We start from the raw sequence: 23231 nt of genomic DNA, 5'->3' as shown, positions 1-23231 counted from the left end.
GCTGGGAAAACCGGTAAATGCCCGCACTTTCCTAGGATGTTCCTCCGAGGTATGGGCTTGTTTGTTTGGTCTGTAGGCGCCACCGGCCGGTGACTCCTACGGTGTGCGGTGTGCACTCCAGCCCACCATTCAATGCCCCCGCCGCGCGCCGGCTGCGCGCGGCCCTGGGCATGGCGCCCGGTCATGTCGCCTACGGCCTGCGCGCCCAGTACGGACTTCTCGTGGCACCCGAGACCGTGATGGCCTGGGAGCGTGGCGAGATATCGCCCTCGTCCGCCGAGCTCACCGCGCTCGCCGGGGTCCTGTGGTGTTCCCCCGGCGAGCTGCTCGCCGAGCCGGTGACGCTGCGGGAGCACCGGATCGCGCGGGGGCTCGCGGCGGACGAACTGGCCCGGCGCATCGGGCTGGAGACGGGCGCGTACCAGAAGATGGAGGACACCGGCCGCTGGAAGGGCAACGAGCGGCAGTCCGCCGCCCTGGCCTCGGTACTCGGCCTGACGCCCGCGCAGTTCGTGACGGCGGCCGGCCGCCACGAGGAGCTGGCCGGTCTGCTGCGCAGCGCGGTCACCACGCGCTGGCAGGCGTACGTGAAGCCGCTCGCCAAGCTGCTGCCGGTCCCCAAGCAGCAGCTGGAGCAGGTGCTGGAGCGGCTGCACGGGGACTACCAGTCCCGGATGGTGGCCACGCTCAGCTGGGGCGGCGCCGAGACCGGCGCCGGCAGCGGGGACGCGGGCCGGGAGTTCCTGGCGGGCATCGTGGACCGGTTCTGGCAGCTCGCGGGCGGCTCGGCGTAGCCCCGGGGCCGCTCAGAAGACGGACTCGGCCTCGTACATCCGGTTCTCCGGGACGGTCTTGAGCTCGGTGACCGCGTCGGCGAGCGGCGCCATCACGATGTCGGTGCCGCGCAGCGCGGTCATCCTGCCGAAGTCGCCCCGGTGCACGGCCTCCACGGCGTGCCAGCCGAAGCGGGTGGCGAGGACGCGGTCGTAGGCGGTGGGGGTGCCGCCGCGCTGGACGTGGCCGAGGATGACCGGGCGGGCCTCCTTGCCCAGGCGGTGCTCCAGCTCGATGGCGAGGCGGTTGCCGATGCCGGCGAAGCGCTCGTGGCCGTAGGCGTCGATCGCGCCCTTCTCGTACGGCATGGAGCCCTCGGCGGGGTGCGCGCCCTCCGCGACGCAGACGACGGCGAACTTCTTGCCGCGCGCGAAGCGTTCCTCGACCATCTTGACCAGCGCGTCCACCTCGAAGGGGCGCTCCGGCAGGCAGATGCCGTGGGCGCCGCCGGCCATGCCGGACTCCAGGGCGATCCAGCCCGCGTGGCGGCCCATGACCTCGACGACCATCACCCGCTGGTGGGACTCGGCGGTGGTCTTGAGACGGTCTATGGCTTCCGTGGCGACCGTGACGGCGGTGTCGAAGCCGAAGGTGCGGTCGGTGGAGGAGATGTCGTTGTCGATGGTCTTCGGTACGCCGACCACGGGCATCCCGGCGTCCGACAGCATCCGGGAGGCGGTGAGGGTGCCCTCGCCGCCGATCGGGATCAGCGCGTCGATGCCGTAGCGCGTGGCCAGCTCCTGGGCGTTCTCGGCGGCCTCGTGGAGCCGGGCGCGCTCCATCCGGGCCGAGCCGAGGATGGTGCCGCCGCGGGCGAGGATGCCGCTGACGGCGTTGATGTCGAGGGGGCGGAAGTGGCCGTCGAGGAGGCCCTTGAAGCCGTCCTCGAAGCCGATGACCTCGTCCCCGTGTCCGACGACGGCGCGGTGTACGACCGACCGGATGACAGCGTTGAGGCCCGGGCAGTCGCCGCCTGCGGTGAGAACTCCGATACGCATCGTGCTGTGTCTCCTGCTCCTGGGCGTACCTGGCCGTCCGGGTGCGGGCGGACGGCCGTACAGATGAAGGAAGGGGGTATGGGATGAAGCGTGTCCGATTGTTCCACGCGCCGGGGGTGCGGCGCGCTCCCCGTCGGCCGCCGCGGCGGCCCCGGGCCCTTCGCCCCGGGCCACTCGTCCGGCGGGCGCCCTACCCATCCGCGGAGGTATTGTCAAGAGGGCAAGCCCCTCCCATCCGGGTCGATCGACCCCACCAGAGGACCAGACGAGAGACGGAGAGCACGCGTGACGCGCAGCGTGTACGTGACCGGTATCGAGCGGGGGGACGGCCGGCAGGTCGTCGAGCTGGGGATCATGGAGATCCTGACCCGGCAGACGGCCCGGGTGGGCGTCTACCGGCCGCTGCTCCACGACGCCCCCGACCGCCTCTTCGAGCTGCTGAGGGCCCGCTACCGGATCGAGCAGGACCCGTCGACGGCGTACGGGATGGAGTACGGGGAAGCCTCGGCGATCCTGGCCGAGAAGGGCACCGACGAGCTGGTCTCGCAGCTGGTCGACCGCTACCACCGGCTCGCCCGGGACTACGAGGTGGTGCTGGTCCTCGGCACGGACTACGCGGAGACCAACCTCCCCGACGAGCTGGCGCTCAACGCCCGCCTCGCCAATGAGCTGGGCGCGGTCGTCGTCCCCGTGGTGGGCGGCACCAAGCATCCCGCCGACGCCGTGCGCGCCGAGGCGCGCAACGCCTACCGCGCCTACGAGAGCCTGGGCTGCCACGTGGTCGCGATGATGGTCAACCGGGTGGCCGCGGAGGACCGCGACGCGATAGCCGAGCGGCTGGCCGCCCGCCTCCCCGTGCCCTGCTACGTGCTGCCGGACGACAAGTCCCTGTCCGCCCCGACCGTCGCCCAGATCACCCGCGCGCTCGGCGGTGAGGTGCTGCTCGGCGACGACGCCGGTCTGGCCCGCGACGCGCTGGACTTCGTCTTCGGCGGCGCGATGCTGCCGAACTTCCTGAACGCCCTGACCCCGGGCTGCCTGGTCGTGACCCCCGGCGACCGCTCGGACCTGCTCGTGGGCGCGCTGGCCGCGCACACCTCGGGCACCCCGCCGATCGCCGGTGTGCTGCTCACCCTGAACGAGCGGCCCGGCCCGGACGTGCTGACGCTGGCCTCGAAGCTGGCCCCGGGCACGCCGGTGGTGTCGGTGGCCGGCAACAGCTTCCCGACCGCCGCCGAACTCTTCTCCCTCCAGAGCCGGTTGAACTCCGCGACCCCGCGCAAGCTGGAGACCGCGCTCGGCCTCTTCGAGCGGCACGTGGACACGGGGCAGCTGCGCGACCTGCTCTCCGTGGCCCGCTCGGAGCGCGTCACCCCGATGATGTTCGAGCACGAGCTGCTGGAGCGGGCCCGGTCCGAGCGCCGCCGTGTGGTGCTGCCCGAGGGTGCCGAGGAGCGGGTGCTGCGCGCCGCCGACGTGGTGCTGCGCCGGGGGGTCTGCGACCTGACCCTGCTGGGCGAGGAGCAGGCGATCCTCAAGAAGGCGGGCGACCTCGGCGTCGACATCTCCGGCGCCCAGCTGATCGACCCGGCCACCTCCCCGCTGCGGGAGGGTTTTTCCGAGTACTACGCCCGGGTCCGCGCCCACAAGGGCATGACCGTGGAGCTGGCGGCCGATGTGGTCACCGACGTCAACTACTTCGGCACGCTGATGGTGCAGCAGGGGCTGGCCGACGGCATGGTGTCCGGCTCGGTGCACTCGACCGCGGCGACCATCCGGCCCGCCTTCGAGATCATCAAGACCAAGCCCGAGGCGTCGATCGTCTCCTCCGTCTTCTTCATGTGCCTGGCCGACCGGGTCCTCGTCTACGGTGACTGCGCCGTCAACCCGGACCCGGACGCCGAGCAACTGGCCGACATCGCCGTGCAGTCGGCCGCCACCGCCGCCGCCTTCGGGGTCCAGCCGCGGATCGCGATGCTCTCGTACTCGACGGGCACCTCCGGCTCGGGCGTGGACGTGGACAAGGTCCGCAAGGCCACCGAGATCGTGCGCGAGCTGCGCCCCGACCTCCAGATCGAGGGCCCGATCCAGTACGACGCGGCCGTGGAGCCCTCGGTGGCCGCGACCAAGCTGCCCGGGTCCGCGGTGGCCGGGCGGGCCACCGTACTGATCTTCCCGGACCTCAACACGGGCAACAACACCTACAAGGCCGTGCAGCGTTCCGCGGGCGCGATCGCGGTCGGGCCGGTGCTCCAGGGTCTGCGCAAGCCGGTCAACGACCTCTCGCGCGGTGCGCTCGTCCAGGACATCGTCACCACCGTGGCCATCACCGCGATCCAGGCGCAGGGCGCGCCGGCGCCCACCGTCTGAGCCCGCTCCCCCTCGTCCCTCCCTCCCGCGACCAGGAAAGACCTCCCCGTGACCGCTTCGCGCGTACTCGTCCTCAACTCCGGCTCCTCCTCCGTCAAGTACCAGCTCCTCGACATGGCCGACCGCTCCCGGCTCGCGTCCGGCCTGGTGGAGCGGATCGGCGAGGAGACCTCCCGGCTGGCGCACGAGCCGCTGACCGGTCCCGCCGCGGCCGGCGGCAGGCGGGAGCGGACCGGGCCGATCGCGGACCACGGGGCGGCGCTGCGGGCGGTGGCGGCGGAGCTGGCCGCCGACGGGCTGGGGCTGGACTCCCCCGGGCTGGCCGCGGTGGGCCACCGGGTGGTGCACGGCGGGACCCGGTTCACCCGGCCCACCGTGATCGACGAGGAGGTGCTGGCGGAGATCCGGAACCTGATCCCGCTGGCGCCGCTGCACAACCCGGCGAACGTCACCGGCATCGAGGTGGCCCGCTCGCTGCGCCCGGACGTGCCCCAGGTCGCCGTCTTCGACACCGCTTTCCACGCGACCATGCCGGAGCACGTGGCCCGGTACGCCATCGACGCGGCGACGGCCGAGCGGTACTCCGTCCGGCGGTACGGCTTCCACGGCACCTCGCACGCCTACGTCTCCCGGGCCACGGCGGACCTGCTCGGCCGGCCGGTGGAGGACGTGAACGTGATCGTGCTGCACCTGGGCAACGGCGCCTCGGCCTCGGCCGTGCGCGGCGGGGTCTGCGTGGAGACCTCCATGGGGATGACCCCGCTGGAGGGGCTGGTCATGGGTACCCGTTCGGGCGACCTGGATCCGGCGGTGGTCTTCCACCTGGCCCGGGTGGGCGGTTTCTCGGTGGATGAGATCGATTCGCTCCTGAACAAGAAGAGCGGTCTGCTGGGCATGTGCGGGGACAACGACATGCGCGAGGTGCTGCGGCGGGCGGGCGAGGGCGAGGAGGCGGCGCGCGTCGCCTTCGACGCCTACGTGCACCGGCTGAAGAAGTACATCGGCGCCTACACGGCCGTCCTCGGCCGGGTGGACGCGGTGGCCTTCACGGCCGGCGTCGGCGAGAACGCCCACCAGGTGCGGGAGGCCGCGGTGGAGGGGCTGGAGGGGCTGGGTCTGGTCCTGGACCGCGAGGCCAACGCGGCGCGCTCCCCGCGGGCGCGGCTGATTTCGGCGGATCATGCCCGGGTGGCGGTGGCGGTGGTGCCGACCGATGAGGAACTGGAGATCGCCACCCAGGCGTACGCGCTCGTTACCGACTAGTCACTTGGACTTTCCACCAGACGGAATATTCCGCTACGAAACAAACCGGATAGGATCCGCTTCATGCGCCGTTCCAAAATCGTCTGCACGCTGGGCCCCGCCGTCGACTCGTATGAGCAGCTGAAAGCGCTCATCGAGGCAGGTATGAACGTGGCCCGATTCAACTTCAGCCACGGATCCCAGGCAGAACACCAGGAGCGGTACGACCGCGTCCGGCAGGTCTCCGAGGACACCGGCCGGGCGGTCGGCGTGCTCGCCGACCTCCAGGGCCCGAAGATCCGCCTGGAGACCTTCGCCGAGGGTCCCGTCGAGCTGGTGCGCGGTGACGAGTTCACCATCACCACCGAGGACGTGCCGGGCGACAAGTCCGTCTGCGGCACCACCTACAAGGGCCTCCCGGGCGATGTCACCAAGGGCGACCAGGTCCTGATCAACGACGGCAACGTCGAGCTCCGCGTGACCGGGGTCGAGGGCCCGCGGGTGCGGACCATCGTCATCGAGGGCGGTGTCATCTCGGACCACAAGGGCATCAACCTGCCCGGTGCCGCCGTGAACGTCCCCGCGCTGTCGGAGAAGGACGTCGACGACCTGCGCTTCGCGCTGCGGATGGGCTGCGACATGGTCGCCCTGTCCTTCGTGCGCGACGCCAACGACGTCAAGGACGTGCACCGGGTGATGGACGAGGAGGGCCGCCGGGTCCCCGTCATCGCCAAGGTGGAGAAGCCCCAGGCCGTCGAGAACATGGAGGCCGTCGTCGCGGCCTTCGACGCGGTCATGGTGGCCCGCGGCGACCTGGCCGTCGAGTACCCGCTCGAAAAGGTGCCGATGGTCCAGAAGCGGCTCATCGAGATGTGCCGCCGCAACGCCAAGCCGGTGATCGTCGCGACCCAGATGATGGAGTCGATGATCACCAACTCCCGCCCGACCCGCGCCGAGGCGTCCGACGTCGCCAACGCGATCCTGGACGGCGCGGACGCGGTCATGCTGTCCGCCGAGTCCTCGGTGGGCCAGTACCCGATCGAGACCGTCAAGACGATGTCGAAGATCGTCACGGCGGCCGAGGAGGAACTGCTCTCCAAGGGCCTCCAGCCGCTGGTCCCGGGCAAGAAGCCGCGCACCCAGGGCGGCTCCGTGGCCCGTGCGGCCTGCGAGATCGCGGACTTCCTGAACGGGCAGGCGCTCATCGCCTTCACCCAGTCCGGGGACACCGCCCGCCGCCTGTCGCGCTACCGCGCCTCGCAGCAGATCCTGGCCTTCACCACGGACGTCAACACCCGCAACCAGCTCACGCTGAGCTGGGGCGTCGAGTCGTACATCGTCCCGCACGTGGACACCACCGACGCCATGGTCGACCTGGTGGACGGCGAACTGCTCAAGCTGGGCCGCTACAACGAGGGCGACACCATGGTGATCACCGCCGGCTCGCCCCCCGGCGTCCCCGGCACCACCAACATGGTCCGGGTCCACCACCTGGGCGGCGTCGACCGCGCCTGACCCCGCACCGAACGCCCGAGGGCGGCACCCCGCATCGCTGCGGGGTGCCGCCCTCGGCGGTTGTCGCCGGTCACGTGCAGCCGGTCAGGTGTCACCGGTCATGCGGTACGGGACTACTCCGGCGGGCCGATGTAGTTCTTGAGGCCCGGGACGGTGAGGGTTCCGCCGAACTGTGCCGCCTGGACGACCTTGACGTCCGTGAAGAACGCGAACGGCACGTTCAGCGGCGGCGGGCTGTCGGGGGCGAACTCGATCGGGATCAGACCGAAGAGCTTGCCCTTGAGGCTTTCGGTGTACATCGTCACCGTGCCGCCGCGGATCTTGGAGGTGGAGCCCGGACGGGACTTGAGGTGGGCGATGTTCCCGCCCTTGCCGACCGTCTGGTAGAGGTCCTTGATGTCCAGCGAGTCGGCCGTGAACTTGAGGACCTTCTTGGTCTTGCCGCCCGCCGTCTTCACCTCGACGATGCCCTGGTAGTCCAGGCCGTAGAGGGTCAGCATCGAGCTGTCGAGGTACCAGGGCTCGTCCGGGAGGAGCGGGATGCCCTGCTCCAGCTGGGCGTTGGCGAGGGCCTCGGCGTCGTAGGTCGGGCAGGGGAAGGGTTCCTTCCCGTCCGGGTCCTTCTTCGCCTCGTCCTTGGCCTTGTCCTCGGCGTCCTTGTCCTTGTCCTTGTCCGCCTTGTCCTCGCCGGCCTTGGTCTCGTCCGCCTTGTCCTTGTCCTTGTCGGACGGGTCCTTCGGCGTCTCGTCCTTCGGCTTCCTGACGGTGTCCTTGACCTCGTCCGACAGTTCCTCGACCTCGGCGCCCGACTTCTTCGCCGCGTCGCGGATCGCGTCCGCGACCGGGTCGGGGGCCGGGGTGGCCGCGCCCGGGGGCGTGGGCGTCGGGGTCGGGGTCGCCTTCGGGTCCGCCGCCGGCTTGCCGAGTCCGTCGAAGAGGTCCTTGATCTTGTCGCCGACACCGAGGGGGTCCAGCGGGTTCGTGGTCTTCGTCGGGGTCGGCGTGGCCGTCGGGACGGGCGCCGTGCCGTTCTTCGCCGGGGGCTTCGCGGCCTCCGGGGACGCGCTGGGCTTGGCCGCCTTCGCGGCTCCGGACGCGGAGGGCGACGTACCGGGTGTGGGTGTCGCACCGGCCGACGCGCTCGGTGCCGGGGTCTTCGAGGCGGTGGGCGAGGGGGACTTGGACTCGCTCTCCGCGGGCTCGTCCGAGCGGGTCACGCACGGACCGGGCGCGAAGGGGATCTCCTTGTCGTCGGCCACGGCGAGCTTGGGCGCCATGCCCATCCCGACGAAGACGGCCGTCGGCATCGCCGCCAGCGCCATCGTCTTGCCGACGGGTATCTGGATCTTGGTCAGCAGCGACTTCCTGGGCGCCGCGTGGCGCGGGCCCTTCCTCTCACGGGACTCTGCGCCCGGGGCCACGGCCCGCTGCGTCTCGTCACCCCGCACTGTTCCTCCCGCCATCGGCGTGGGCAGTCGTCTCGGTCGCGCGTGCCGTTTCCGTCTCGCGGGGACCCGGGAAGCCCTGGATGCCCGGCATGCCCTGGGTGCCCTGGGTGCCCGCCGTCGCCTCCGGCTTGACCAGGCCGACCGGGGCCGGCTGCTGGCCGGCCTGTGCCTCGTCCGCCGGCTGCCCGGGGGCCCACGACAGCGCGAGGGCGCCGCCGACGAGGGCGCAGACGAAGCCGATCCCGAAGCCGCCGAGGTTGGAGACCGGCAGGGACACCAGTGCCAGCAGGATCGAGGCGACCCCGGCGAAGACACGGATGGTCTGCTGGAACCACAGGGCCAGGCCCAGCGTGATGAGCAGGACGCCGATGATCAGCGCACCGGCGCCGCCGGTGGTGGCCATGGCGAGACTGACGTTGCCGAGCCGGAGGTCCGCGTACGGGAAGTACGCGATCGGGAAGCCACCGAGGAGCGTGAACAGCCCGGCCCAGAAGGGGCGGCGGCCGCGCCAGGCGTGGAAGTGGTAGTACACCACGGTGAGCCAGGCGTCGTCTTCTGCGCGAACGTAAACCGGGGCCTGGGGGTTCATGGACAACAGCTCCCTGGAAACGGTGGTACGAAAGAACTCTGTGGAGCCCGGACGGGCGGGGGCCGACGGCCGCCGGCCCCCGCCCGTCCGGTCAGTCACCAGGACCTGTTCAGTCCTTGATGTCCTGGTAGCACGGCTGGTCGCCGCCCATCAGGCGCAGCTTCAGGTCGGGGAGCTTGAACGTACCGGCCGTCGTCGCCCACGCCTTCTGGCGCACGTTCGTCAGGATCGCCTTGTCGGCGCGCTGCGAGAACGCGTACGGGCTGGAGACGGTGCCGGCCTGCGGCTTCGTCTTGTGGCTCTGGTCGCCGACCGCGACACCGATGTCCAGGTTCTTGAACTCGGCGTCGGTGTCGAGCTCCGCCACATCCAGGTAGATGTTGTCGGCGACGGCCGGCTTGCCCTTGTGGCCGGTGCGCAGCTGCAGCGTGATGTTGCCCAGCGGCGTCGGGGTCACCAGCGACTGGCACATGTTGGTGATCTCGGCGTGGCTGAACCCGGAGATGGTCACCGGGTGGTGCTGCGCGTTGCCCTTGAGGTCGTGCCCCTCGGCGATACCGCCGTACTGGATGAGGTTGTCACCGTCCAGCTTGTCGGCCGAGACCTTGAAGTCCTGGCCGGAGACGCTGAAGGACGCCGCGAGGGCACCCTGCGCCAGACCCACACCGACCGCGGCGGTGGCCGCGATGCTCGGCACCATGACGAGCGCGAAGCGCTTCCATCTGGTCCCGCCACGAACCTGAGAACTCATTTCGTTCCTCCTTCTCGGACGTACATCTCCGGTCCGGGCCGTGCCCGTCCTGGGATGGGAGAAGTGCTACGTCCTCGGGAAGGAGCGCAGGCATCCGGTCCGCGGCCGTGCCACGTCCGATACACCGGCGTTCACCCCCGAGCGACAACCACTGGGCCACGCGTTCGCGCAACCTGGAGGACAGGCTCCACCGGTGTGGCGGAGACCCCCCTGTCCGCGGCCGGTGCCACTGCCACCGGCCGGCCCGGTGGGGACCCTTCACCGCGGCTCCGAGTGAGCGGCTCTGCGGGAAGGACCGAGCGTCGCCGATCGTGGTCCATTCCCGGCCGGGGCACAAGGGGGTTCGTTACTGGCGGGTAACGGCCAGATAACCTGCATGCTGCCTGTAACCGTCCGTCGGCCACACAGGGTGCCGCCCTGGGCCACGACAAAACGGAGGAACGGTGAACACACCGGACAGTTCGCGAGGTTCGATTTACTGCGAGTAACAGCGGCCGCGATTACCAAGTTTTGGTAAAGCGCGGCCGCTGTTCGTCTCTGTGTCAATAAATCGCCGGGGGTCCGCCCGGGTACGGAAGCCCGCGCGGAGCGGGCTCCGAGCGGCCCCGGAGCGGGGGCGCGCGGCCGGGCTAGAAGAGCACCCGCGCGAGCGCCGTGCGCGCCGCGGACACCCGCGGGTCGTCCGCGCCGATCACTTCGAACAGCTCCAGCAGCCGCACCCGTACGGCATCCCTGTCGTCACCGAACGTCACCTTGACGGTGTCCACGAGGCGCCCGAAGGCGTCCTCCACGTGCCCGCCGACCAGATCCAGGTCGGCCGCGGCGATCTGCGCCGCCGGGTCGCGCGGGTTCTCGGCGGCCGCGGCGCGCACCGCCTGCGGGTCCATGTGCTGGACGCGGGCCAGGAGTTCCGCCTGGGCCAGGCCCAGCTTCGCCTCGGTGTTGGCCGGGTCGTCCGCGAGCACGTTCTTGTACGCCTGCACCGCGCCGCCGAGGTCACCGGCGTCCAGCGCCACGACGGCCGCCTCCAGCAGGGCGTCGTACGGACCGGCGGGGATCTCGGCCGCCTCGGCCGGGCCCAGGCCCTCGGCCTCCGGGTCGACCTCGATGCCGATGATGCCGAAGCGCTCCTCGGCCACCTGCACCAGCTGGGCGAGGGTCTCGCGGATCTGCTGCTCCGGGGCCACGCCCTGGAAGAGCGGCAGCACCTGTCCGGCGACCACGGCGAAGACCGCCGGGATCCCCTGGATCTGGAACTGCTGCATCAGCATCTGGTTGGCGTCGACGTCGACCTTGGCCAGGACGAGGCGGCCGTTCGCCTCGGTGACCAGGCGCTCCAGGAGCGGGCTGAGCTGCTTGCACGGCTGGCACCACTCGGCCCAGAAGTCCAGGACGACCGGGACCTCGGCGGAGAGCTGGAGCACGTCGCGTTCAAAACCGGCCTCGTCGACGTCGAGGACGAGCGCCGAGGGCGGGACGGCGCCGGCGGCCGGACCGGCCCCGCCGCCCTGAGCGGCCTGCCGCGCCGCTTCGGCGCGGGCCTGTTCGGCCTTGGCCTTGGCCTCGCCGGCCGCCTTCACCGCGGCGAGGTCGACGACGCCGCTCATGGACATGTTTCTGGGCTGCATGCGTACATCCTCCCCCGTGTGCCCGCGCCGACGAAAAAGATCGCGCGAATTGGCCGTACCACCGTGCCTTCGCGCGTGTGTTGCAGTGGGCGGCGCCGGGTCCCCACCTGGCGCCTGTAGCTCTTCGCGTGGTTGTCGCTCTTACGCTACGAGCCGTAGCGTAACTCCCCCGGCGGCCCCGCGGGGCCCCGCCCCGGGCGTGATCTGAACCACAGCCGCCCCTTTGGCTACTGACCGGTATGGTCTCGGCCATGCGCAACCCCAGCCCCGGCCGCACCGGTCGCCCCCGCAGCGCGGCAGCGGACGCCGCGATCCTCGCCGCGACCCGGGACGCGCTGGTCGAGCTGGGCTGGTCGAAGCTGACGATGGGCGATGTCTCGGCCCGCGCGGGGGTCGCCAAGACCACTCTCTACCGGCGCTGGGCGAACAAGAACGAGCTGGTCGTGGACGCGGTCGCGGAGCTCTTCGACGCGCTCGAACTGCCCGACCGGGGCTCCCTGGAAGCCGATATCGAGCATGTGGTGCTCCAGTTCGCGGAGCTGCTGCGGCGCCCGGAGGCCCGTACCGCACTGATGGCGGTGGTCGCGGAGTCCACCCGGGACGAGGCCCTGCGCGACCGGATCCGCTCGGCGATCGTGGACCGGCAGAAACGTCTCGTCGTACTGGGCCGCGAACGGGCCCAGGCCCGCGGGGAACTCCCGTACGAGGAGGACGCCTTCCTGGCCGGACGCACCACGGACCTGATCTTCGACGTGATCGCGGGCACGGTGGTCCACCGCGCGCTGGTCAGCTCCGAGCCGGTGGACGAGCTGTGGGTGGCCACCTTCACCGCCCTGCTGATGCACGGCCTGCGCGGGCCGGCCGCCGCCTGAGGCCCGGCCGGACAGCGCGAAGGCCGGCCGCGGCACCCGTACGGGCGCTGCGGCCGGCCGTGACTTCGACCGCGCGGCCGGAAGAGAGGGCCTAGAAGCCGGGGGGCTCCGTGTAGACGCCCCACTCGTCGCGCAGGGCGTTGCAGATCTCGCCCAGCGTGGCCTCGGCGCGCACCGCGTCCAGCATGGCCGGGATCATGTTCGACCCGTCCCGGGCCGCGTCCAGCATGGCCGCCAGGGAGGCGGTGACCTTGGCGTCGTCGCGGCGGCCCTTGCGGCCGGCCAGGGCGCGGACCTGCTCGCGCTCCACCTCGTGGCTGACGCGCAGGATCTCCAGGTCGCCGGTGACCGAGCCGTGGTGGACGTTGACGCCGACGACCCGCTTGTCGCCCTTCTCCAGCGAGCGCTGGTACTGGAAGGCCGATTCGGCGATCTCGCCGGTGAACCAGCCGTCCTCGATGCCGCGCAGGATGCCCGAGGTGATCGGGCCGATGGGGTGGCGGCCGTCGGGGTGGGCGCGCAGACCGCGCTCCTTGATCTGCTCGAAGATCTTCTCCGCGTCGGCCTCGATGCGGTCGGTGAGCTGCTCCACGTACCAGGAGCCGCCCAGCGGGTCCGCGACGTTGGCGACGCCGGTCTCCTCCATCAGCACCTGCTGGGTGCGCAGGGCGATCTCGGCGGCCTGCTCGCTCGGCAGGGCCAGGGTCTCGTCGAGGGCGTTGGTGTGCAGCGAGTTGGTGCCGCCGAGGACGGCCGCGAGGGCTTCCACGGCGGTGCGCACGACGTTGTTGTACGGCTGCTGCGCGGTCAGCGAGACGCCGGCGGTCTGGGTGTGGAAGCGCAGCCACAGCGACTTCTCGCTCTGCGCGCCGTAGACCTCCTTCATCCAGCGGGCCCAGATCCGGCGGGCGGCGCGGAACTTGGCGATCTCCTCGAAGAAGTCGAGGTGCGCGTCGAAGAAGAAGGAGAGGCCGGAGGCGAAGTGGTCCACGTCCAGCCCGCGGGAGAGGCCGAGCTCCACGTAGCCGAAGCCGTCCGCGAGGGTGTAGGCGAGCTCCTGCGCGGCCGTGGCCCCGGCCTCGCGGATGTGGTAGCCGGAGACGGAGAGCGGCTTGTAGGCGGGGATGCCCTTCGCGCAGTACTCCATCAGGTCGCCGATGAGGCGCAGGTGCGGCTCGGGCTCGAAGAGCCATTCCTTCTGGGCGATGTACTCCTTGAAGATGTCCGTCTGGAGCGTGCCGTTGAGGACGGCCGGGTCCACGCCCTGGCGCTCGGCGGCGACGAGGTACATGCAGAAGGCGGGCACGGCGGGGCCCGAGATGGTCATCGAGGTGGTGACGTCACCGAGGGGGATGTCCTTGAACAGGACCTCCATGTCGGCGGCGGAGTCGATGGCGACGCCGCAGTGGCCGACCTCGCCCAGGGAGCGGGGGTCGTCGGAGTCGCGGCCCATCAGCGTGGGCATGTCGAAGGCGACGGAGAGCCCGCCGCCGCCGGCGGCCAGGATCATCTTGTAGCGCTCGTTGGTCTGCTCGGCGTTGCCGAAGCCGGCGAACTGGCGGATGGTCCAGGTCCGGCCGCGGTAGCCGGTGGCGTGCAGGCCGCGGGTGTACGGGTACTCGCCGGGCCAGCCGATCCGCTCGAAGCCCTCGTACGTGTCGCCGGGCCGGGGCCCGTAGACCGGTTCGACCTCGTCGCCGGAGAGCGTGGTGAAATCTGCCTCGCGCGTGCGGGCCTTGTCATAACGGGCCTGCCAGCGGCGGCGGCCCTCCTCGATGGCGTCAGCGTCCATACCCACGAATTTACTAGGACGTCCTAGTAAATGTCGATGGCAAACCCCCGGGAACTCCTCCCGGGGGTGCCGGCGACGCCCCTTCGGGCTAGGCCCGGACCGTGGCGGGACCGTCCGCGATCAGCGGCTCGACCTCGGCGCGGATCCTGCGCTCGACGAAGAAGGCGGCCAGCGGGATGGTGCCCGAGACCAGGACCCAGAGCAGCTTGCCGAACGGCCACTTCGCCTTGGATCCGAGGTCGAAGGCGAAGACCAGGTAGATCATGAAGAGCACACCGTGGGTCTGCGAGACCGCGAAGGTCAGGTCGGCCCCGGTGTCGAAGCCGTACTTCGCCACCATGCAGGCACAGAGGATCAGGAGCATGACCGCGGTCACGTAGGCCATGACGCGGTAGCGGGTCAGCACGCTTCGTTTCATGCGGACGAGCGTAGCCGTCCCTTTTGCTCGATCTTGACGCGGGCTAGGACTCGTCGAAGTCCGCGGCCGCCACCCGCAGCGGGCGCAGCAGGGCGAAGATCTCCGCGCACTCCTCGGCGTCGTAGGCGCCGAGTCCGAATTCCACGGCCATCAGGTCCTTCGTGGCCGCCTCGACCACCTCGCGGCCCTTCTCCGTGATGGAGGCGAGGGTGCCGCGGCCGTCGTTCGGGTTGGGCCGCTTGGCGACCAGCCCGGAGCGCACCAGCCGGTCGACCGTGTTGGTGACCGAGGTCGGGTGGACCATCAGCCGCTCCCCGATCTTCGACATGGGCAGCTCACCGGCCTTGGAGAAGGTGAGCAGCACCAGCGCCTCGTACCGCGCGAAGGTCAGACCGTACGGCTTGACGACCGCGTCGACCTCGCCGAGCAGGATCTGGTGGGCGCGCATGATCGAGGTGATCGCGGCCATCGAGGGCACGGGACCCCAGCGCTGCTGCCAGAGCTCGTCGGCTCGGGCGATGGGGTCGAAGGGAAGGCTGAGCGGCTTGGGCACGCCCCGACACTACCCAAAGGTCACTTCGTGCCAGGCCCTGTCTCATCCTTCAGTCGTTCCTCCTGCCCGGCGGCCGCCCGCAGTTCGGACAGGAGCAGCAGGACGACGGCCGTACCGAGGATCCCGGCGCCGGTGACCACGACGTGTACGGGGAAGAACTCGGCGGCGGCGCCCGCGAGGGCCATGCCCACGCCCTGGAGGGTCATCAGCCCGGTGCTGAGCAGGGTCATGGCCCGGCCGCGCAGCTCCTCGGGGACGGCGTCCACGTACCAGCGGTCCAGCCCGAGGGTGTAGGCGTGGGCCAGCCCGGCCAGCAGCAGCGCGGTCAGCGCGAGCACCACCCCGGGGCGTACGGCGTACAGCAGCAGCGGCAGCAGACCGGCGGCGGCCAGCGGGGCGACGATCCGCGACCTGGTCCGGGCACTGAGCGCCCAGCCCGCCCACAGCTCCCCGGCGATGGTGCCGACGGGCAGGGCGCACATCAGCAGCCCGAGGGCGGCGGTGCCGGCGCCGAGCCCGGCGGCGTACGGGGCGAGCAGGGCCTCGGGGACGACGAGGAAGGCGGACGGCAGCCAGAACAGCAGGGTCAGCACGCGCAGCCGGCGCCGGCCGAGGACAGCCCGCATCCCGGCGAGCGGCGAGGAGCGCGGCCCCGTACGGGCGGGGCGGTCGCGGGTGCCGAGGCCCAGCAGCAGCGCGGAGCCGAGCAGTCCGGCGGCGGTCAGGGCGATGGCCTGGCGGGGCGCGAGCACGGTGAGCAGCAGCCCGCCGAGGCCGAAGCCGACGAGCTGGGCGCTCTGGGCGACCATGCGCATCAGCGAGCGGCCCAGTACGTAGACCTCCCCGGGCCCCAGGATGTCCGCGAGCGAGGCGTTGCGCGTGCCCTGGAAGAGGGGGGCGACGAAGGCCATGGCGCAGCGCAGTACGAGGAGCACGGCGACGGGGGTGCCGGGCAGCACCATGGCGGCGGCGCAGGCGGCGCAGAGGAGATCGCAGACGACGAGCACCCGGCGGGCGGGGTAGCGGTCGGCGATCCCGGCGAGGAGGGTGCCGCCGAGGGCGTAGGGGAGGAAGCCGAGGGCGAAGGCGAGCGCGCTCATCAGGGGCGAGCCGGTCAGCCGGAAGACGAGCACGGAGAGGGAGATCTCGGCGACGACCAGGCCGAGGACGGACAGCAGGTGGGCGGCGAAGACGGCCGGGAATTCCGGCGTCCGGAAGACGGTGGAGTAGCCCTGTGGCGGTGCGGACCGCCCGGGCTCCAGGGTGTCGGCGGGCATGGGCCCAGCCTCGCGGGGCGGGGCCGGGCGCCCCAGGGATTCGTCGGAGGCCGAATGTTGCGGCAGAGTGGGCGGCCGGCGACCGGGCGCGTGGCCGGGAGAGAGGCGGGGCGGATGGGGCTGCTGCACCACTTCGGGCACGAGGACCTGCTGCGCTGCCGGTTCGCGCTGTCGCCCGCGTGGGAGACGCAGGAGGCGGTGCGCACCCTGAACCGGCCGGACCGGCAGGGCTACCACCTGCCGTGGCTGCGGCGGCTCCGGGCGGACGCCGCCGGGCTGGACGGGCTGGACCTGCGGCCGCTGTGGCTGCTGATGCCGCGCCGGGGGCACAGCACCGACTTCATCAGCCCGCCGCCGAGCGGTCCCGGGGTCTCCTTCGAGGAGGAGCTGGCGCTGATCCGCGCGGCGGACCCGGCCGTGGCCCGCGAGGACATGCGCAAGGCGCTGGCCTGCACCCCGGGGGCGCTGGACAGCGAGCCGGGCCGGTCCCTGCTGGCGGATCCGGCGCGCGCGGTGCGGGAGCTGGCCGATCTGCTGGAGCGGGCCTGGCGGGTGCTGGTCGAGCCGTACTGGCCGCGGCTGCGGGCCCTGCTGGAGGCGGACATCCTCTTCCACTCGCGCCGGCTCGCCGCGGGCGGGCTGGAGGCGCTGTTCGACGGGCTGCACCCCGGGCTGTCCTGGGACTCCGCCTCCCTCACGCTGACCATCGAGCGGCACTCCCACCATGAGCGGGTCCTGGGCGGCCGGGGGCTGCTGCTGATGCCGAGCGCCTTCGTCTGGCCGGGGATCGCGGGCGGTTTCGACCCGCCGTGGCAGCCGACCGTGGTCTATCCCGCGCGCGGGATCGGGGCCCTGTGGGCGCCGGTACGGGAGCACACCCCGGCTCCGCTGGCCCGGCTGCTGGGGCGGGCCCGCGCGGATGTGCTGTGCGCGCTGGAGGAACCGGCCTCCACCACGGCCCTGGCCCACCGGCTGGGCCTGGCCCCCTCCACGGTCTCGGCCCATCTGGCGGTGCTGCGGGACGCGGGGCTGCTGATCTCGGCCCGCCACGGCCACCAGGTCCGCTACGAGCGCACCCCGCTGGCGATCGCCCTGACCTCGGGGGAGCCGGCGGGCTGAGCGGGGCGGGGGTGTGGTGCGGGTGCCCGCCCGCCGCGTCAGCCGCGCGTGCCCCGGCGCAGGCCGTGCCGTACGGCGCGCTGGCCGAGCGGGCCCAGCCCCTCCAGTACGGCGGCCAGCCCGGCCAGTTGCTCCAGGGCGTCGAGGGCGCGCCCCGCACCCTCCGGGTCCACGCCCTCGTACAGCTCGATGCCGACGAAGGAGGCGGCCGTGGCCCGCGCCAGTCCCGCCGGGTCGGCGAGCCCGGCCAGCGGGGTGGCCTCCAGCAGCCGGGTGAGGACCGCCTCCAGCTCGGCGGTCCACAGGCCGATCCCGTCGGCGGTGGCCGCCGCGAGGGTGGGCGAGCTCTGGCCGACGGCGAGGAGCTGCCCGAGCATGGCGACGTACCCGGCGGCCCGCTCCTCGGCGTGCATCTCGCGGGCGAACTCCAGCAGCCCGGCGAGGCTGGTGACGCCGGCGAGCCGGTCGCGGTAGCGGGCGACCCGCTGCTCGGCCCCGTACCGGCAGGTGGCGGCGAGCAGTTCGTCGACGGAGCCGAAGTGGTAGAAGATCAGCCCCTGTCCCACCCCGGCGGTGGCCGCGATGGTGCGGGCCGAGGTCTTGGCCACGCCCTGCTCGACGAGGGTGCGCAGGGTGCCTTCGAGCAGCTTCTCCCGGGTGGCGGCGCTCATGCCCGGACCTCCTCGCGGACGGGCCGCAGGCCCGGGCGGAGCCCGTGCGCGCGGATGTCGACGTACTCCGCGGTGAAGGAGCCCTCGTAGCCGAAGAGCGGTCCGAAGCGGCGGTTCACCACGCGGACGCGGATCCGGAAGCGCCCGGTGGCCTCGTCGAAGGACTCCCGCACCTCGGCGTCGCCGCCGATGAGATGGGGCACGCGGAGGTCGACGGGGCCCTCGCGGAAGCGGTGCTCGCCGGAGCGGATGAGGAGCGAGCCGTCGGGCTCGGCGCTCAGGTGCAGGTCGCTGGCGAGGTGCTGGTGGGTGCCCAGGTAGTCGAGGACGCAGCCGCGTTCGGGGCTGTGGACCATCGTGGCGTCGAAGCGGCGCGGGCCGCCGGGCAGCTGGAAGGTGCGGACGAAGGTGACGGTCTCGCGGCCGAAGGAGTCGAGGTAGGGAAGGTTCTCTATGACGAAGGGGACGTCGCGGCCCTCGCGCGGCACGAGGATGTTGCGGGTGCCGCCGAGCCGGAGGAAGGGCTTCACATAGCCGGGCCCGTGCCAGATCCGGTCCATGGTGCCGCGGCCGACGCAGCCCTCCCCGCCGGCCAGCCCGACCGAGAACCGGCGGCGGAGCTGCGGGTGGAGCCGGTCGAAGGCGGCGCCCATGTGGGCGCGGAAGATGGAGGTCACGACGGCTCCAGGGTGGTGAGCAGGCTCGGGGCGGTGGCGGGGGTGCGGCCGGGCGGGGTGCGCAGGCAGCGGCGGGCGGCCGGGGTGCCGGGCAGCGGCGGCAGCAGCACGGCGGCGGCGAGCACGGCCAGGGCCGCGGCCGGGGGCGCGTACAGCAGGGCGGCGAGGGCCAGCAGCAGCCGCAGCGCGCACTCGCCGGCCGTACGGGCGAGGGCCCGGCCCGGCGGGATCCCGCGCTCGCACCACAGCCGCAGCCGGTCGAAGGACCAGGCGGTGGCCCAGCCCATGAGCGGCCGGAAGACGAAGCGGTCGGCGAGGGCCCCGAAGCGCCCCCAGCGCGGGCGGTAGTCGTAGCCGGTGAGGAAGCGGATCCCGTCGGCGGCCGGTACGTAGCGCCAGTAGCCGCTGCCCTCGGCGAGCAGCGAGAGCGGATGGTCCGAGGCGAACCGCAGGGCCGACACCCGCGTCCCGTCGGGCCGGCGGCGCTCCCCCGCGGAGACGCCGGTCCCGTGGACGCGGAGGAAGGGCAGCACGCGGGTGGCGTACCGGAACCGCTGCGGCTCCTCCCCGGACCGGGGGAGGTAGTCGATGGAGGTGAACCGCAGATCCCACCGCTGATGCTGCGCCGGATCCTGGCTGCGCTCCCACAGCTCGTCCATCCCGACCCGCACGACGGTCTCGACGTACAGCCCCATCCCCACACCCCCGTTTTTGAGCGATCGCTCAACGCCGACCCTAGGCGAACTTGAGCGACCGCTCAACAGTGATCCCCGTCACACGACCTGGCCCCCGGGCAGCACGAAAAGCGCCCCCGGCCGGTGGGCCGGGGGCGCTTTCGTGGTGCGGGTCAGTTCTGGGTGAGGTGGCGTTCCACCGTGGCGATCTTGGACGTGATGCCGTCCGTCACTCCTGGGCGGATGTCCGCCTTGAGGATGAAGGAGACGCGCGGGGCGCGCTCCTCCACGGCCGCCACCGCGCGGCGGATCACGTCCATGACCTCGTCCCACTCACCCTCGATGGTGGTGAACATGGCGTCGGTGCGGTTCGGCAGACCCGACTCGCGGACCACGCGGACCGCGTCGGCGACGTACTCGCCGACCTCTTCGCCGACCCCCAGCGGGGTGACCGAGAACGCGACGATCATGCCTGGGCCGCCTCACGGGCACGGGCCGCGACCACGCTGTCGGCCTCCTCGCGCTTGAGCACCTTGTCCCCGTAGAGCCCGCCGAAGGGCAGCACCGCGAGCCCGAAGAAGAACAGCACCCGCTTGAAGGGCCACTTCGCCTTGACCCAGACGTCGAGCAGCAGGACCGCGTAGACGACGAAGAGGAACCCGTGGAGGATGCCGAGCGGCATCATCAGGTAGTCGATGTCCGAGACCCGGCTCAGCACCGAACCGAAGAGCAGGAGGGCCGGGAACGACAGCGCCTCCGGGACGGAGACGAGGCGCAGGCGGTGCAGGGCGGAGGCGGTCTTGATGTCCACGTGGAACCTTCGGGGGTGGAGGCCAGGGTCGGCTCCAGTGTCTCAGCCGCTTTGCTCGATCTTGACCCGGCCCCTCGTCACCCCTCTCCGCGCGCGCGTTCCGCGCGCGAGTCCGCCCGCGCGGGGATCGCGCCCAAACGCCCGGGTGTGTCATATATCCGGCCACGGGACTCTGTTCGGGTCCGCCCGCTGCCGATAACGTCATCCCGTGGCTCAGTTCCGACTCCAAGGCAGCAAGGTGCTGGCCGTCGACCTGACCGGGGACGCCGTGAAAGCGAAGAACGGCTCCATGGTCGCGTACGACGGGCAGATGGCCTTCAAGAAGATGTCCGGCGGTGGCGAAGGTCTCCGCGGCATGGTGACCCGCCGGCTGACCGGCGAACAGATGACGGTGATGGAGGTACAGGGGCACGGCACCTGCTTCTTCGCCGACCGCGCGAGTGAGATCAATCTGGTCAATCTCCGCGGCGAGAAGCTCTACGTCGAGTCCAGCAACCTGCTGTGCACCGACGCGGGCCTGCGCACCGGCACCACCTTCACCGGGCTGCGCGGCGCCTCGACGGGCAACGGCCTGTTCACCACCACGGTCGAGGGCTCGGGCCAGGCCGCGATCATGTCCGACGGCCCGGCCGTGGTGCTGCGCGTGAGCGCCCAGTACCCGCTCTCCGTGGACCCGGGCGCCTACATCGCGCACACCGGCAACCTCCAGCAGTCCTTCCAGTCGGGTGTGACCTTCCGCACGCTGATGGGCGAGGGCTCCGGCGAGGCGTTCCAGATCCGCTTCGAGGGCGAGGGCCTGGTGTACGTGCAGCCGAGCGAGCGCAACACCGTCGGGGGCGACATCTGATGCCGTTCCGCGAGATCAACTCCAAGATGGTCGAGGCGCAGGTCGTCCCCGGCCAGCGGATGTTCAGCCAGCGCGGCGCCATGCTCGCCTACCGCGGCGACGTCTCCTTCACCCCGAGCCTGACGGGCGGTCAGGGCGGGGTCATGGGCATGATCGGGCGCCGCGTGGCGAACGAGCAGACCCCGCTGATGACCGTCGAGGGCAGCGGCACCGTGATGTTCGGCCACGGCGGCCACCACATCCAGGTGATCAACCTGACCGGCGAGACCCTGTACGTCGAGGCCGACCGGCTGCTCGCCTTCGACGGCACCCTCCAGCAGGGCACGATGTTCATGGGCTCCCAGGGCGGGGTCATGGGCATGGTGCGCGGCCAGGTGACCGGCCAGGGCCTGTTCACCACCACGCTCAAGGGCCACGGCTCGGTGGCCGTGATGGCGCACGGCGGGGTCATCGAGCTGCCGATCACCCCGAACCGGCCGGTCCACGTGGACCCGCAGGCGTACGTGGCCCACCACGGCGAGGTCCGGAACAAGCTGTCCACGGCCCTGGGCTGGCGGGACATGGTGGGGCGCGGCTCCGGCGAGGCGTTCCAGCTGGAGCTGTCCGGCCAGGGCGCGGTGTACGTGCAGGCATCCGAGGAGAAGCTGTGAACTTTGGCCCCGTGACCGGCGGACCGGGCGGCCCGACGGTCTTCGACCCGTACACGCTGCCCTCCGACGACAACGTGAACGCGTACACCTTCTGCGTGGAGCTCAAGGGGAACCAGTGGTTCCTGCAGAAGGGCAAGATGATCTCGTACTACGGGCGCATCGAGTTCAACGGCATCGGCCACGGCCGCTTCGACCGGCTGCTGCGCACCAGCTTCCACTCGCCGCTGCACGCGAGCGACTGGGTGGTCGCCGAGGGCCAGGGCAAGATGCTCCTCGCCGACCGCGCCTTCGACGTGAACTCGTACGACCTGGACAACGGCAACCTCACGATCCGCTCGGGCAACCTCCTCGCCTACGAGCCCACCCTCGCCCTCAAGCAGTCGATCGTGCCGGGCTTCCTCACGCTGATCGGAACCGGAAAGTTCGTGGCGGCGTCCAACGGTCCGGTGGTGTTCATGGAGCCGCCGCTGCGCGTGGACCCGCAGGCGCTGGTCGGATGGGCGGACTGCCCCTCCCCCTGCCACCATTACGACCACGGCTACATGTCCGGCGTGATGGGCGGGCTGCGGTCGCTGACGGGCATCGGGGGCGCCTCCGGCGAGGAGCACCAGTTCGAGTTCGTCGGGGCCGGCACGGTCCTGCTCCAGTCCTCCGAGATGCTGATGGCCGAGCAGGCGGTCGGCGCGGTGGGCGCGGGTGCGGCCACGGGCAACGCCCAGGGCGTCCCGGGTGCCGGGCAGGGGCCCATGGGGCAGCTGGGCGTGCCGCGCATGCCGGGGCAGCTGGGTGATCTCCAGCGCCGCCTCGGACTGTGAGGGTCGCGAACGCGCCGATCCTCAGCCCGCCGCCCCTCGGCCCGCCGGCCTCCGGCCCGCCGATCTTTGTACGCAATTCAACTTTTTAGGTAGACTTCATTCATGGAGACCATGGAGACCGACCCGGCCGCCCTCCCCCAGCCGCCCTCCGGGGAGACCCGCTGGCTGTCCGAGGCCGAACAGTGCGCCTGGCGCACCCACCTGGACGTCAGCAGACTGCTGATGCACCAGCTGGAAAAGGATCTCCAGCCCTTCGGACTCACCAACAACGACTACGAGATCCTGGTGAACCTCTCGGAGTCGCAGGAGCACCGGATGCGGATGAGCGATCTCGCGACGGCCACCCTGCAGTCCAAGAGCCGGCTGTCCCACCAGATCACCCGCATGGAGACCGCTGGACTGGTCCGGCGCGTCAACTGCGAGTCCGACCGCCGCGGCCTGTACGCGGTGCTCACGGACGAGGGCATGGAGACCATGCGCAAGGTCGCCCCGCACCACGTGGCGTCCGTCCGGCAGCACTTCATCGACCTGCTGCCGCCGGAGGCGCTGGCGAGCCTGCGCGCCTCCCTGACCCCGGTCGCGGAGCACCTGCGCGGCACCCGCGGCAAGGTCTGAGCCGGGCGCCCGACGCGCCCCGCGGAGCGGCGGGCCGGACAATGGGCGAGTCCGCCCGCTGCCGG

General features: G+C 71.7%; 24 protein-coding genes. 10 read left to right on the top strand and 14 right to left on the bottom strand.

The annotated features are described in order from the left end of the window. The first annotated feature begins 101 nt into the window (after window positions 1–101). Window positions 102–794 (top strand): XRE family transcriptional regulator, encoded by a 693-nt coding sequence (locus ABZ873_RS14355; protein ID WP_360870424.1) that lies wholly within the window; start codon window positions 102–104, stop codon window positions 792–794. A 12-nt stretch (window positions 795–806) separates the two neighbouring features. Here the strand turns inward: ABZ873_RS14355 and ABZ873_RS14350 are convergent, their stop codons facing one another. After that, on the bottom strand, window positions 807–1832 hold the full coding sequence (locus ABZ873_RS14350; RefSeq protein WP_360870348.1) for an ATP-dependent 6-phosphofructokinase: 1026 nt from the start codon (window positions 1830–1832) through the stop codon (window positions 807–809). 285 nt (window positions 1833–2117) lie between these two features. Between ABZ873_RS14350 and pta the strand changes: the two genes are divergently transcribed. The 3 genes from pta to pyk all read left to right on the top strand — a co-directional run bounded on the left by pta (window position 2118) and on the right by pyk (window position 6959). Further along, a complete protein-coding gene (gene pta, locus ABZ873_RS14345) occupies window positions 2118–4202 on the top strand; it encodes a phosphate acetyltransferase (protein ID WP_360870345.1) in 2085 nt (694 codons plus the stop codon). A 48-nt stretch (window positions 4203–4250) separates the two neighbouring features. Continuing rightward, window positions 4251–5465 carry an acetate kinase gene (locus ABZ873_RS14340; protein ID WP_360870342.1) on the top strand — a complete coding sequence of 405 codons (1215 nt, stop codon included), beginning with the start codon at window positions 4251–4253 and terminating at the stop codon, window positions 5463–5465. A gap of 63 nt (window positions 5466–5528) precedes the next feature. Next, a complete protein-coding gene (gene pyk, locus ABZ873_RS14335) occupies window positions 5529–6959 on the top strand; it encodes a pyruvate kinase (RefSeq protein ID WP_360870339.1) in 1431 nt (476 codons plus the stop codon). Window positions 6960–7072: 113 nt separating this feature from the next. On the opposite strand, the gene ABZ873_RS14330 is transcribed toward pyk, so the two are convergent. From ABZ873_RS14330 to ABZ873_RS14315, 4 genes are all read right to left on the bottom strand, one after another. After that, window positions 7073–8407: a hypothetical protein gene (locus tag ABZ873_RS14330; RefSeq protein ID WP_360870336.1), complete on the bottom strand. Its 1335-nt coding sequence runs from the start codon at window positions 8405–8407 to the stop codon at window positions 7073–7075. Continuing rightward, window positions 8397–8996 carry a DUF6114 domain-containing protein gene (locus ABZ873_RS14325; protein ID WP_360870333.1) on the bottom strand — a complete coding sequence of 200 codons (600 nt, stop codon included), beginning with the start codon at window positions 8994–8996 and terminating at the stop codon, window positions 8397–8399. The genes ABZ873_RS14330 and ABZ873_RS14325 overlap by 11 nt, the downstream gene beginning before the upstream one ends. 109 nt (window positions 8997–9105) lie before the next feature. After that, window positions 9106–9747, bottom strand: coding sequence for a DUF6230 family protein (locus ABZ873_RS14320; RefSeq protein WP_360870330.1), 642 nt, complete (start codon window positions 9745–9747; stop codon window positions 9106–9108). A 629-nt stretch (window positions 9748–10376) separates the two neighbouring features. Then, window positions 10377–11375: a tetratricopeptide repeat protein gene (locus ABZ873_RS14315; protein WP_360870327.1), complete on the bottom strand. Its 999-nt coding sequence runs from the start codon at window positions 11373–11375 to the stop codon at window positions 10377–10379. 251 nt (window positions 11376–11626) lie between these two features. Here ABZ873_RS14315 and ABZ873_RS14310 point away from each other — a divergent pair, with 251 nt between their 5' ends. Next, entirely contained in the window at window positions 11627–12247 is a 621-nt protein-coding gene (locus ABZ873_RS14310; protein ID WP_360870324.1) for a TetR/AcrR family transcriptional regulator, read from the top strand. Window positions 12248–12338: 91 nt separating this feature from the next. On the opposite strand, the gene ABZ873_RS14305 is transcribed toward ABZ873_RS14310, so the two are convergent. The 4 genes from ABZ873_RS14305 to ABZ873_RS14290 form a co-directional block, all read right to left on the bottom strand. Then, on the bottom strand, window positions 12339–14039 hold the full coding sequence (locus ABZ873_RS14305) for a methylmalonyl-CoA mutase family protein (RefSeq protein ID WP_360870321.1): 1701 nt from the start codon (window positions 14037–14039) through the stop codon (window positions 12339–12341). An 88-nt stretch (window positions 14040–14127) separates the two neighbouring features. Next, window positions 14128–14457 (bottom strand): DUF3817 domain-containing protein, encoded by a 330-nt coding sequence (locus ABZ873_RS14300; protein WP_360870318.1) that lies wholly within the window; start codon window positions 14455–14457, stop codon window positions 14128–14130. A gap of 43 nt (window positions 14458–14500) precedes the next feature. Then, entirely contained in the window at window positions 14501–15010 is a 510-nt protein-coding gene (locus tag ABZ873_RS14295; protein ID WP_360870315.1) for a MarR family transcriptional regulator, read from the bottom strand. Window positions 15011–15030: 20 nt separating this feature from the next. After that, window positions 15031–16287: an MFS transporter gene (locus ABZ873_RS14290; protein ID WP_360870311.1), complete on the bottom strand. Its 1257-nt coding sequence runs from the start codon at window positions 16285–16287 to the stop codon at window positions 15031–15033. A 114-nt stretch (window positions 16288–16401) separates the two neighbouring features. On the opposite strand from ABZ873_RS14290, the gene ABZ873_RS14285 reads away from it, so the two are divergent. Further along, window positions 16402–17406: a DUF5937 family protein gene (locus ABZ873_RS14285; protein WP_360870308.1), complete on the top strand. Its 1005-nt coding sequence runs from the start codon at window positions 16402–16404 to the stop codon at window positions 17404–17406. 38 nt (window positions 17407–17444) lie between these two features. Here ABZ873_RS14285 and ABZ873_RS14280 read toward each other — a convergent pair whose 3' ends face one another. From ABZ873_RS14280 to ABZ873_RS14260, 5 genes are all read right to left on the bottom strand, one after another. After that, the gene (locus tag ABZ873_RS14280) at window positions 17445–18077 is read right to left on the bottom strand and encodes a TetR/AcrR family transcriptional regulator (protein WP_360870305.1); all 633 of its coding nucleotides are present in this window, start codon (window positions 18075–18077) and stop codon (window positions 17445–17447) included. Then, the gene (locus tag ABZ873_RS14275; protein WP_360870302.1) at window positions 18074–18754 is read right to left on the bottom strand and encodes a DUF4166 domain-containing protein; all 681 of its coding nucleotides are present in this window, start codon (window positions 18752–18754) and stop codon (window positions 18074–18076) included. The genes ABZ873_RS14280 and ABZ873_RS14275 overlap by 4 nt, the downstream gene beginning before the upstream one ends. Then, window positions 18751–19449 (bottom strand): hypothetical protein, encoded by a 699-nt coding sequence (locus ABZ873_RS14270; protein ID WP_360870299.1) that lies wholly within the window; start codon window positions 19447–19449, stop codon window positions 18751–18753. Before ABZ873_RS14270 ends, ABZ873_RS14275 begins: the two co-directional genes overlap by 4 nt. 152 nt (window positions 19450–19601) lie before the next feature. After that, complete coding sequence (locus ABZ873_RS14265) at window positions 19602–19898, bottom strand: MTH1187 family thiamine-binding protein (RefSeq protein WP_360870296.1); 297 nt, start codon at window positions 19896–19898, stop codon at window positions 19602–19604. Next, on the bottom strand, window positions 19895–20239 hold the full coding sequence (locus ABZ873_RS14260) for a DUF3817 domain-containing protein (RefSeq protein ID WP_360870293.1): 345 nt from the start codon (window positions 20237–20239) through the stop codon (window positions 19895–19897). The genes ABZ873_RS14265 and ABZ873_RS14260 overlap by 4 nt, the downstream gene beginning before the upstream one ends. A gap of 208 nt (window positions 20240–20447) precedes the next feature. Between ABZ873_RS14260 and ABZ873_RS14255 the strand changes: the two genes are divergently transcribed. The 4 genes from ABZ873_RS14255 to ABZ873_RS14240 all read left to right on the top strand — a co-directional run bounded on the left by ABZ873_RS14255 (window position 20448) and on the right by ABZ873_RS14240 (window position 23166). Next, window positions 20448–21086 carry an AIM24 family protein gene (locus ABZ873_RS14255; protein WP_360870290.1) on the top strand — a complete coding sequence of 213 codons (639 nt, stop codon included), beginning with the start codon at window positions 20448–20450 and terminating at the stop codon, window positions 21084–21086. After that, a complete protein-coding gene (locus tag ABZ873_RS14250; RefSeq protein ID WP_360870287.1) occupies window positions 21086–21736 on the top strand; it encodes an AIM24 family protein in 651 nt (216 codons plus the stop codon). The genes ABZ873_RS14255 and ABZ873_RS14250 overlap by 1 nt, the downstream gene beginning before the upstream one ends. 11 nt (window positions 21737–21747) lie before the next feature. Further along, window positions 21748–22551 carry an AIM24 family protein gene (locus tag ABZ873_RS14245; RefSeq protein WP_360870421.1) on the top strand — a complete coding sequence of 268 codons (804 nt, stop codon included), beginning with the start codon at window positions 21748–21750 and terminating at the stop codon, window positions 22549–22551. 111 nt (window positions 22552–22662) lie between these two features. Continuing rightward, window positions 22663–23166, top strand: coding sequence for a MarR family transcriptional regulator (locus ABZ873_RS14240; RefSeq protein ID WP_360870418.1), 504 nt, complete (start codon window positions 22663–22665; stop codon window positions 23164–23166). Window positions 23167–23231: the final 65 nt, after the last annotated feature.

The organism is Streptomyces sp. NPDC047014, from assembly GCF_040644195.1.
Lineage (GTDB): Bacteria > Actinomycetota > Actinomycetes > Streptomycetales > Streptomycetaceae > Streptomyces.
Note: the sequence above shows the minus strand (reverse complement) of the source record. Positions and strands in the feature narration are given on the sequence as shown.